Origin of the sequence: Cognatishimia sp. (genome assembly GCF_964229375.1) — a bacterium.
Lineage (GTDB): Bacteria > Pseudomonadota > Alphaproteobacteria > Rhodobacterales > Rhodobacteraceae > Cognatishimia.
The window spans coordinates 1-11371 of record NZ_CAXREH010000202.1 but is presented as its reverse complement, the minus strand read 5'-3'; the positions used below and the strand labels follow the sequence as shown (position 1 = coordinate 11371).

The following is an 11371-nucleotide window of genomic DNA, read 5'->3' as shown; positions in this document are numbered from 1 at the left end:
GCAGCGCTTGTGACCACAACGGACTATGCCGACGCGGCAGAGGCCGACCTTGCCATTGAAGCCGTATTTGAAGATCTGAACGCAAAACGCACTGTTTTCAAAGACCTGTCCGCTGTGATGCGCCCTGACGCTCTTTTGGCGACGAATACATCCTACATTGATCCAAACGAGATCTTCGATGGGGTTCCACATCTGGACCGCTGTCTTGGGATTCATTTCTTCTCGCCTGCGCATATCATGAAACTGGTCGAAGTCGTGCGCGCCCAACACACAAGCGCGACCACGCTTGCAACGGCTTTTGCCTTTGCGAAAGCCTTGCGCAAAACGCCGGTTCTGGCCGGTGTCTGTGATGGGTTCATCGGCAATCGCATTCTGGCGTCTTATCGGCGGGCGGCGGAATATCTGATCGCTGACGGCGCACTGCCCTTTGAGGTTGATGCCGCCATGCGTGCGTTTGGGATGGCGATGGGGCCGTTTGAAGCTCAGGATCAATCGGGTCTGCAGATTGCCTATGCCAATCGCCAGCGCCAAAGTGCCACACGCGATCCTCAGGAACGCTATGTGCCGATTATGGACCGACTGTGCGAGGCCGAGCGCTTTGGGCGCCGCAGCGGGGCAGGCTGGTACAGCTATGCTGACGGCAAAACCCCAACCCGCGATCCGGTGGTCGAGGAGATGATCCTCGCCTATGCAAAAGACTGCGGGATTGAGCGTCGTACGTTCTCGACTGAAGACATCCAAAACCACATTCTGGCGGCGATGGCGAATGAAGGCGCGCGCCTTGTCGACGAGGGCATTGCCGAGACCTTGGGAGCCGTCGATGTGGTCAAGACGGCAGGCTATGGATTTCCGCGCCATCGTGGTGGGCCGATGCATTGGGCCGACGCCCAGGGCGCGGACGCGATCCGCGCGATTTTAACAGAAATGGACGCCCTGAGCGCCGGATCCTGGATCCGCGCCGCGCGCTATGAAGACTAATCTGGATAGGTGACACAATGACAATCCAAACCGTAAAAAGCTTTGCCGCAGGGCAGTGGATCGACGTGGATGACGCAGCGCGTGACATCCGCTCGGCCGTGACCGGAGACATCATCGCGCGCGCCGGCAACAGCGCTTTGGACACAGCCGCGATGCTGGACTATGCGCGCACCAAAGGCGGTCCTGCGCTGCGGGCCATGACCTTTCATCAACGCGCAAAAATGCTCAAGGCGTTGGCGCAGCACTTGGGGCAGCACAAACAAAAACTCTACGACATTTCCTTCGCGACCGGAGCCACGCAAAAAGACCATTTGATTGATATCGACGGCGGTATCGGCACCATGTTTGTCTTTGCCTCAAAAGGGCGACGCGAGATGCCCGACGCCCATGTCTATTTGGATGGAAACGTCGAGCAACTGTCGCGGTCTGGCACCTTTCTGGGTCAGCATATTTGCACCTCTCTGCAAGGGGTTGCGGTGCATATCAACGCGTTCAACTTCCCGGTCTGGGGCATGTTGGAAAAGCTGGCCCCAACCCTATTGGCAGGTGTTCCCGCGATCGTAAAACCTGCGACGGCAAGCTGTTATGTGACCGAAATGGCGGTTCAGATCATGCTGGATAGCGGATTGCTGCCGGACGGGGCGTTGCAGCTGGTGTCTGGTGGGCTTGGCGACATGCTGGACCGTCTGAGCAATCAGGATGTGGTCAGCTTTACCGGCTCGGCCGATACCGCGCTCAAATTGCGGTCTGCGCCGCATATCCTGTCCAACTCAATTCGCTTTATTGCCGAGCAGGACAGTTTGAACGCCTCTATTCTTGGGCCTGACGCAGGTCCGGGGACGCCTGAGTTCGACTTGTTTGTCAAAGAAGTCAGCCGCGAAATGACGACAAAGGCCGGGCAGAAGTGTACCGCAATTCGCCGCATCCTCGCCCCTGAGGCGCTGGTGCAACCGGTCATCGAGGCACTGGGTAAAGCGCTGGCCAAGATCACCATCGGTGACCCTCGTGCCGAGGCGACGCGGATGGGCGCATTGGTGTCCGCGGGTCAAAAACAGGACGTGTTGGAAAAGGCCGCCATCATTGGTCAAGAGGCAGAACGGGTTATCGGCGATCCGGACAAGTTCGAGGTGATAGGCGCAGATGCAGATGCGGGCGCTTTTGTGCCGCCTATGTTGTTCCATTGCGCGGATCCCGATGGTGCGCGTCATGTCCATGAGGTCGAAGCCTTTGGCCCGGTGTCCACGATCATGCCCTATAAGGACGTCGATCACGCGGTGTCTTTGGTGAACCGTGGTCAAGGCAGCCTTGTGGCCTCGGTCATCACACATGACGCGGCGGTGGCCCGTCAGGTCGCCTTGGGCGCAGGTGCCTTCCACGGCCGCCTTTACTTTAACAACCGCGATTCCATGAAAGAGAGCACAGGGCACGGCTCGCCTCTGCCACACATGGTGCATGGCGGCCCCGGTCGTGCGGGCGGCGGCGAGGAAATGGGTGGCGTGCGTGGCGTGATGCATTATATGCAGCGGACCGCCATTCAGGGCAGCCCCGACATTCTGACCGCCATTGGCCAGAAATGGGTGCCGGGCGCGCAGGAAATAACCGAACAGGACCACCCGTTCAAACGCACGTTCCACGAGCTGGCGTTGGGGGAAACATTCAAAACGCCGTCGCGCGAGATCCTGTTGGAAGATATCGAGAAGTTTGCGCATTTCACGGGCGATACGTTTTACGCGCATATGGACCAAGACGCCGCCGCGCGGAACCCATTCTTCCCCGGTCGCGTGGCGCATGGCTATCTGTTGCTCAGCTTTGCGGCAGGTCTGTTCGTGCAACCTGATGAGGGGCCTGTTCTGGCAAACACCGGGCTGGACAACCTGCGGTTCCTGAAGCCAGTAGAGGCAGGCGACAGCATCAAGGTGCGACTCTCGGTGAAACACAAAACGCCACGCAACGAGGACTATGGCGAGGTGCGCTGGCATGTGTCGGTCACCAACCTGCAGGACGAGATGGTTGCCGAATACGAGCTCTTGACCATGAACGCCTACGCGCATCCTGAAAAGCAGTGATAGCCTCTGTGACATCCAATGTGTTAAGCAGGGGCAAGCTTGCCTAACACGTTGGAAACGCTTTGAAGTCCACATCCCCGATCGTCACTCGGCTTATCGCGTTGGATACGCTGAAAACATGGTCGCTGATTGCGACCTTGTTTGGCGATTTGGATGGCGTGGAACTGTCGGGAACGCAGATCAGGGATCTGCTGGGCGACATCGGGATCAAGCCCGAGGCCATTCGCGTCGCGCTTCATCGTCTGAAGTCTGATGGCTGGATCGTAGCAACCAAACAGGGCCGAGCGGCGATCTATCAGATGTCGCCCTCGGCCAAAGCGGAAACACAGGCGGTTGCGCCGGACATCTACCGCCAACGCGTGAAATACCCACAAGGCTGGGCGTTTGAATATTCGGCAGAGGCACCAACGTCGCGCAACGCCATTGTGCTGCAGAAAAACCTTTGTGTTGTGCCCGTTTCCACAGCATCCAACGACGACAACAGCCTTTTGCTGCGCCCACGCACGCCCGATGTACCAGACTGGGTTGCGGCCCAGCTTGTGTCAGGCAGCTTGGTTGATCTTGCGGCGGGTCTTGCGCGGCTTTTGCATCAGGCCGATCACCTGCGCACACCGCAAGAGCAGACGATGTATCGCCTGCTGGTCCTTCACCATTGGCGTCGGATTGCATTGCGAGACGGAAGCTGGGCGCATGTGCATTTCTTCCCCGACGGCGCGATTGCGCGGTGCCATGCCCAGGTGACTGCGTATCTACACCGGACCGATCGGATCCGGCTAGATGGGTGATGGCCCTGTGGGCCCCTAGTCCAAACTTGGGAACACGTCGGTTTGCTTCACCGTGCCATAGGCAAAGGTGGTGTCGATCGAAGCGACTCCGCCGATCGTGTGAATGCGGTGGCGCACGAAATCCTCATAGGCATCCAGATTAGGCACCAGAACCCGGATCTGATAATCCATCGAGCCGGTCAGAACGTGGCACTCCAAAATCTCTTCCGTGTCCCGAACACGCGCTTCAAAGCGTTGCACGATATCCGCGTCGTGCCGTTCTAGTTTGATCCGTGCAAAGACGGTAATCGGCAGGCCATATGTCTTGGCATTCACCTTGGCGCTATAGCCCAAAATGGCCCCTGATTGCTCAAGATTGCGCAACCGGCGCAGGCAGGGCGAGGGCGACAGGTTCACTGCGTCGGACAAATCCTGGTTCGTCATGCGCCCATTCTGTTGCAGGGCGCGGATGATCTGGCGGTCTTTGCTGTCCATAAGGTCCACATTGGCATAATCTGCTAACTTGATACCCAATATAAGCATATTTCGAAAGTATTTGCCCAGTGACTCGTGAAACCCTGTGTTTGAACAAGAACAGAGGTGTCCCATGAAAAATACAGCAGGCTTTGCAACGCGCGCCATTCACCACGCGTATGATCCGATGTCACATGAGGGCGCTTTGACCCCTCCACTGCACCTGAGTTCGACATTCGTGTTCGAGACTGCAGACGCTGGCGCCGAGATGTTTGCAGGCGCGCGCGAAGGGCATTTTTACAGCCGCATTTCGAACCCGACCACGGATCTGCTGGAGCAGCGGATCGCGACGTTGGAGGGGGCAGAAGCGGGGCTGGCGCTGGCCTCGGGCATGGGTGCGATTTCCGCGGCGCTCTGGACGATTTTGTCGCCGGGGGATGAGCTGATTACCGACAAAACGCTCTATGGCTGCACCTTTGCCTTTATGCGCCACGGGTTGGCGAAATGGGGCGTGACGATCACCCATGTGGATATGACCGATGTGCAGGCCGTCAGTGCTGCCGTCAGCGATAAAACCAAAGTCGTTTATTTCGAGACCCCGGCCAACCCCAACATGCGGCTTGTCGATATCGCGGGCGTGTCCGAGATCGCCCATACCGTGGGGGCGCAGGTGATCGTGGACAACACCTATGCCACGCCGTACCTGACCCAGCCCATCACGCTTGGCGCGGATCTGGTGCTGCATTCCGCCACTAAATACCTTGGCGGGCACGGGGATGTTGTTGCGGGCCTGTTGGTCGGACGCGCAGAGCAGATCGCAGAGATCCGCCTGGTGGGCATGAAGGATATGACGGGCTCGGTCATGGCACCGTTCAATGCCATGCTGATCCTGCGCGGTCTGAAAACGCTGGCACTGCGCATGGAGCGACACTGTTCGACCGCTCATCAGGTCGCCACCTGGCTTGAGGCGCAACCGGTGGTGTCCAAGGTTTATTATCCGGGGCTTGAGAGTTTTGCGCAGCAGGACATCGCCACACGCCAGATGGTCAAGCCCGGCGCGATGATCGCGTTTGAAATGACCGGCGGCTATGCGATGGGCAAGGCATTGATGGATCACTTGAGTTTGATTATGCGCGCGGTGTCCCTGGGGGATGCGGAAAGCCTGATCCAGCACCCTGCCTCGATGACCCACTCGACCTATACGCCGCAAGAACGCGCTGCCCATGGCATCAGCGAAGGTCTGGTGCGCCTGTCGATCGGGTTGGAAGATGCAGACGACATTATCGCCGATCTTGGGCAGGCATTGGTGGCCATTGCCGATAAGCAGGCCGCACCAGCCTAAAAGATTTCGGGCGCGGTCATGTTGCTGACCGCGCCCGCTACCTGCCAAATCGAGCTGCATTGGAAAAGTGCATGCAGCGCGTCGTGAGTGTGGTTTGGCGACTATTCGTCCAGCGTGCTAAGCTCGCGGCGCATGATCTTGCCGGTGCTTGTTTTCGGCAGATCCGCAACAAACTGCACCGCACGCGGCACTTTATAGGCGGCCAGCACTTCGCGGCAGAACGAGATGATCTCGTCCGCGTCACCAGTTTCGCCCTCTTTCAGCACGATATAGGCCTTTGCGATCTCGCCCTTCTGGCTGTCTGGCTGCGCGCCGACAGCAGACATCGCCACTTGCGGATGGGCAGCAAGAACCCGCTCGATTTCGGCCGGATAGACGTTGAAACCTGCGGTGACGATCATGTCTTTCTTGCGGTCTACCACAAAAATACACCCGTCTGAGTCCATTTTGGCCAGATCGCCCGTGTGCAGCCAGCCGTCAGGCTCCAGAGCCTCGCGGGTCCGCTCTTCGTCGTTGTAATACCCCATCATAACCAGCGGGCCGCGGGCCATCAGTTCGCCCACTTCACCTTCAGGCAGCGTAACGTTGGCATCTTCCACGTCCGCGATGCGCAGGTCTGTATAGGGCAAAGACACCCCAATGGATCCCATTTTACGCAGGCCGTTCAGGGGGTGCGTGCTGCCAAGACCCGCCATCTCGGTCATGCCCCAAAGTTCGATCAATGGGCAGCCAAAGGCCTCTTCGACGGCCTCCATCTTAGGGGTTGGCATGGTCTGGCCACCGACCGTCAAGCAGCGCAATGTGCTTAGGTCGAAAGAGGCGAGTTCTGGATGCTCCAGCATGTACATGTACATTGTGGGAACGCCTTCAAAGAAGGTCGCCTTGTGGTCCTGAATGCTTTGCAGGGCCACACCGGTGTCAAACGTCGTGTGCATGTTCAGGGTTGCGCCATACATAAAGGCAGAGTTGAACACCACGTTTCCGTAGACATGCGGGCAGGGCAGGGCGCTGACAATCACATCGTCCGAAGATTTCAGGTGCATCTGCGCCGTCATCGCAGTGTTCAGGATAACCGCCCGGTGGGACTGCATAGCCCCTTTGGGGCGGCCTGTTGTGCCTGATGTGTAGCAAATCGTAGACAGGCTGTCTGGGTCCACATCCGGAGTTGCCGGGCAGGGGTGGTTCGCGTCCAGCAGCTCTTGATAGCTTTTGGTGCCCTCAGGGGCGTCGTCAAACGAGATCAGCGCAGACACGCTGCTGCCGGCTTCGATGCCAATCAGCGGTTCCGCCTTGGCGCGCGACGCGATCACGACTTTCGCGCCGCAATCCTGCACGACATAGCGGACCTCATCCGGTGTCAGCATAACGTTAATCGGGTTCAGAACCGCACCGAGTTTTGTGACGCCGTAATAGGAAATCAGCCATTCCAGACGGTTCTCGGAATAAAGCGTAACGATGTCGCCCTTCTGAACGCCGATGTCTGCAAGGCCGCCTGCCAGCCGTTGCGCCATTTCGTCGACATCGCGAAACGAATAGTGGTCATTGCCGATGATGAGGGCGGTCTTGTCGCCAAACTTGCGCGCGGCTTCGGCGCTAATCTGTCCTAGGTGCTGTAGCATCTGCGGCTGGTCCTTTGCGAAATCGAAATTGGGATACGTTCTGGCGCAGGAGTTTTTTAGCTGTGATGCAATGTTGTCAAAAATGGAATTAGTGTCTGGATTTAACGCAAAAAATGGGTGAATAGCCCCGGGAGGCGTCGGCACCGGCGTGCTCTGGCAAGCGATGCGGGTAAACTCCCGCAGTGCCCGCCGTCAGAAAACGGCGCGACCCCAGACGTGGGATCGCACCAATGCGGTGTTATCCGCGCAGGATTTCGCCTTTTGCGTCAAAAGGAGGCTCATGCAGGATCGTGGCTTTGTGGGGCTGTCCCAGAACCATGACGTCTACACGGTCGCCCGGTTGCGCATTCTTGACATAGCCCAGAGCCAACGACATGCCGACGGTATAGCCATAGGTGCCGGAGGTCACCCGCCCGATACCTTCGCCATCCTTAAAGATCGGCTCGCCACCAGTGGCGTCTGCGTTGGACGCGGTGACGTCGGCTTCGTCCAGATGCAACAGAACCAACTGCTCGCGCGGGGCCTCGGTTAGAACTTTCTGCGCGGCCTCTTTGTTGAGGAAGTCCTTTTCGAACTTGCAAAGCCGATCCAACCCGACCTCATGTGGCCAGTATTCCGGGCTGTATTCGCGGCTCCAGGACCCATAGCCCTTTTCAACGCGCATCGACATCAATGCACGGCTGCCAACCGGACCTGCATCAAAGGCTTTGCCCGCCTCAAGCAGGGCCTCATACAGGCGCGCCTGGTCTTCGGTTTTACAATGCAGCTCCCAGCCCAGATCGCCGGTGAACGACACCCGCAGGGCCAACAATTCAACACCCGCCAGCTCGATCATCTTGCTGCGCATGAACGGGAAGTCATCGTTGCTGAGCGACGCGTTGGTCAGGCGTTGCAGCAACTCACGAGACTTTGGCCCCGCGACGTTAAAGCCGCACATGTCCTCGGTCATCGAGGTGAAGGTTGTGCCTTCGGGCAGGGCAACTTGCTTGAAGAACCGCTTGTGATAGCGCTCGGCCATGCCGGACCCGATGACCCAGAACTCGTCTGCGGCGACGCGTGTCACGGTAAAGTCGCCTGCAATGCCGCCGCGTTTTGAAATCAGCGGCGTCAGACAAGACCGGCCAATGGCCTTTGGCATATTGTTGGCGAAAACCGCGTTCAGATAATCCGCTGCGCCGGGGCCTTTGCAGATGTATTTCGCAAAGTTCGAGATATCGATGATACCCGCGCGATTGCGCAGCATTTTGCATTCTTCACCTACAGGGCCCCACCAGTTCTGGCGGGTAAAGCCATTGGTGTCGACAGTGCCCGGCGCATCAGCGAACCAAAGCGGGTGTTCCCAACCCACGTTCAGCCCGAACACAGCGCCCATTGCCTTTTGGGTCTCATAGATCGGGCGCACCCGGGCAGGGCGGCCTGCGCTGCGCTCTTCATTGGGGAAGTGGATGGCAAAGCGGTGCGCGTATTGGTCCTGTACCTTGGCCATGGTGAACTCTTTGGTCGCCCAAGTGTCAAACCGCGCCATGTCCCATGCGAACATGTCGTATTGGGTTTCGCCCTCGATGATCCATTGTGCCGCCATCAGGCCCATGCCGCCAGACTGCGAGAAGCCCGGAATGATGCCGTTGCAGCAGAAATAACCGTCCATCTCGGGCACGGGGCCCATAAGAACGTTAGAGTCCGGCGACCAGATCATTGGGCCGTTGATAACCCGCTTGATGCCCGCTTCGCCGACCGCTGGCAGGCGTTCGATTGCGTTCATCATGTTCTCTTCGATCCGCTCAAGGTCGTCCGGGAACAGATCATGGGCAAAGTCCAAAGGTGTGCCTTCTTCGGCCCAGAACTTCATGTCTTTCTCATAGGCGCCGACAAGCAGGCCCTGACCTTCCTGGCGCAGGTAATACTCGCCGTCCCGGTCAGACACAGAAGGTAAACGGGTGCCGTGTTCGGCCACGTCGGTCATGGTCTCGGTCACGAAATACTGGTGCTCGGTTGGCTGAAGCGGCAGGTCGATCCCGGCCAGCTTAGCGACCTCGCGCCCCCAAAGACCTGCTGCGTTCACCACCCAAGGCGTGCTGATGTCGCCCTTCGGGGTTTTCACGATCCAGGTGCCGTCTGCTTGCTGCTCGGTGGCTGTTACCGGCGTGAAACGATGAATTTCCGCACCGCGCTGGCGCGCGCCGACCGCATAGGCGTTGGTCACACCTGACGGGTCCACATTGCCGCCGTCTGGTTCATACATGACGCAACGAATGCCGTCATAGTTCACCAGCGGGTTCAGCTTTTGCGCCTCTTCGATGCTGATCTCATAAAAGTTCATGCCGTAAAGTTTGGCTTTCGCGGCCTGCAGCTTGAGCTGGTGTTCGCGCTCTTCGGTCTGGGCCAGATAGAGTGACCCCGGCTGGAACACGCCACAGCTTTGGCCGGTTTCTTCTTCGAGCGCATTATACAGGTTCATCGTATAGTGCTGGATGCGGCTGATGTTCGTGCTGTCGTGCAGGCCGTGAATATTGGCGGCCGCGTGCCACGTAGAGCCAGAGGTCAGCTCGTCCCGTTCCAGCAGGACAACATCGGACCATCCGAGCTTGGTCAAATGGTAAAGAATCGAGCAGCCGATTACACCACCGCCGATGACCACGGCTTGAGCTTGTGTTCGCATTTTATTTCTCGCGCGTTTTGTGTCGCAGGGGTTGTTTCATGAAAAGAACCACAGCCTCAACGTTCAGAAAATTCACTGTAGGATGAGGTGTATTCAATTCACTATGTGGAGTTTCGTGCGGAGCGGCCCTTGATGGCTTGTTTTTCTCATATTTTGTGGATTTTTATGAGTTTTCAGCACAATCCGCATCTGGGCGATGATTAGATCAGCTCACCTAAAATTGAAGGCGATGCGCGCGACCGCGTTCAAACAGCTTCAGGTTCAGCTCATCCGCTTCGGGTGCGCCTTCTTCGAGGGCAAAGACAAACGCATGGGTCAGATAGAAACATGAGGCCTCGTGATCCTGACGCTGTTCGGCAAGCGTCGCCGCCTCGTGATAAAGACGGATCAACGCGGGCACATCATAATCCGCATGGGCCTGTAGCAATTGCTTGTCTAGCTCTTTGAGGTCCATGACTCATCCTTTTAGCGAGATAGCGATGTTTTTCGTGCGCACGTAATTATAGAGCGCCTCTAGTCCTTTTTCACGGCCAAATCCTGACTTGCCAACCCCGCCAAAGGGGGTAGAGATCCCGCCCGCAAACCATTCGTTCACAAAGACCTGCCCTGCGCGAAGTTTGCGTGCCAGGCGATGCGTGCGGGCAAGGTCGCGTGTGAACAGCCCTGCGACCAGTCCGAATTCTGTACCGTTGGCGATGGCAATGGCCTCGGCCTCGGTGTCAAACGGGGTAAAGCACGTCACCGGCCCAAAGATCTCTTCCTGGGCTACGCGGCTGGACGGATCAACGTCGGCCAGAATGGTCGGCGCCATGAAATAGCCCCTGCGTTCAAGACGGCCTCCGCCGGCCGCAACGCGTGCGCCCTCTTGGCGGGCGGTGCTTGTGAGGGCTTCGACGCGGTCGAGTTGCAGCTTTGAGACAACCGGCGTGTGATCAGGGTTGTCCAGCCCGTGGCCCACCGTCAGCCCATTCGCCAGTTCTGCGGCGCGTTCGACGGCCTGATCATAGATCGAGCGGTGCACCAAAACCCGCGACATCGCAGAGCAGACCTGCCCTGCGTTATAGAAAATACCGCTTTGCAGGCTTTGCATCACCGTATCCAGATCGGCGTCTTCAAAGACCACGGCTGCGGATTTCCCACCCAGTTCCATCAGGGAAGGCACCACATTGTCGGCGGCTGATTTGAGGATGTGCTGACCGGTCGGAACTGAGCCGGTAAAGACGATCTGGTCGATTTCAGAACTGGCCACCAGCCGAGCGCCAAGATCTGCACCGATGCCGTTCAGGATCGAAACAGCGCCGTCTGGCACCTCGGCACGCTCTAACGCCGTGCCGAGCAAGGCAAGGCCAATCGGGTCAAGCTCTGGTGATTTGATGATCGTGGCGTTGCCTGCGGCCATCGACGGGGCCAGTGATCTGGCCGCGATCGAGACGGGGAAGTTCCACGGCACGATTTGGGCCGAGACGCCA

Annotated in this window: 9 protein-coding genes; 4 read left to right on the top strand and 5 right to left on the bottom strand. The window is 58.2% G+C overall.

What is annotated here, in order from left to right:
• From ACEQWH_RS14830 to ACEQWH_RS14820, 3 genes are all read left to right on the top strand, one after another.
• Positions 1-978: 3-hydroxyacyl-CoA dehydrogenase NAD-binding domain-containing protein (locus ACEQWH_RS14830; RefSeq protein ID WP_370232129.1), on the top strand; the 978-nt coding region annotated here is incomplete at its 5' end.
• A 17-nt stretch (positions 979-995) separates the two neighbouring features.
• Positions 996-3044, top strand: a complete 2049-nt coding sequence (paaZ, locus tag ACEQWH_RS14825; RefSeq protein ID WP_370232127.1) for a phenylacetic acid degradation bifunctional protein PaaZ — start codon at positions 996-998, stop codon at positions 3042-3044.
• A gap of 62 nt (positions 3045-3106) precedes the next feature.
• A complete protein-coding gene (locus tag ACEQWH_RS14820; RefSeq protein WP_370232125.1) occupies positions 3107-3829 on the top strand; it encodes a hypothetical protein in 723 nt (240 codons plus the stop codon).
• A 15-nt stretch (positions 3830-3844) separates the two neighbouring features.
• On the opposite strand, the gene ACEQWH_RS14815 is transcribed toward ACEQWH_RS14820, so the two are convergent.
• Positions 3845-4303: an Lrp/AsnC family transcriptional regulator gene (locus ACEQWH_RS14815; RefSeq protein ID WP_370232123.1), complete on the bottom strand. Its 459-nt coding sequence runs from the start codon at positions 4301-4303 to the stop codon at positions 3845-3847.
• 112 nt (positions 4304-4415) lie between these two features.
• On the opposite strand from ACEQWH_RS14815, the gene ACEQWH_RS14810 reads away from it, so the two are divergent.
• Positions 4416-5624: a methionine gamma-lyase gene (locus ACEQWH_RS14810; protein ID WP_370232121.1), complete on the top strand. Its 1209-nt coding sequence runs from the start codon at positions 4416-4418 to the stop codon at positions 5622-5624.
• Positions 5625-5725: 101 nt separating this feature from the next.
• Here the strand turns inward: ACEQWH_RS14810 and ACEQWH_RS14805 are convergent, their stop codons facing one another.
• The 4 genes from ACEQWH_RS14805 to ACEQWH_RS14790 form a co-directional block, all read right to left on the bottom strand.
• Positions 5726-7243: a class I adenylate-forming enzyme family protein gene (locus ACEQWH_RS14805; RefSeq protein WP_370232119.1), complete on the bottom strand. Its 1518-nt coding sequence runs from the start codon at positions 7241-7243 to the stop codon at positions 5726-5728.
• A 238-nt stretch (positions 7244-7481) separates the two neighbouring features.
• The gene (locus ACEQWH_RS14800) at positions 7482-9902 is read right to left on the bottom strand and encodes an FAD-dependent oxidoreductase (RefSeq protein WP_370232117.1); all 2421 of its coding nucleotides are present in this window, start codon (positions 9900-9902) and stop codon (positions 7482-7484) included.
• Positions 9903-10116: 214 nt separating this feature from the next.
• On the bottom strand, positions 10117-10356 hold the full coding sequence (locus tag ACEQWH_RS14795; protein ID WP_370232116.1) for a hypothetical protein: 240 nt from the start codon (positions 10354-10356) through the stop codon (positions 10117-10119).
• Between the two features lie 3 nt (positions 10357-10359).
• Positions 10360-11371: aldehyde dehydrogenase family protein (locus ACEQWH_RS14790; RefSeq protein ID WP_370232114.1), on the bottom strand; the 1012-nt coding region annotated here is incomplete at its 5' end.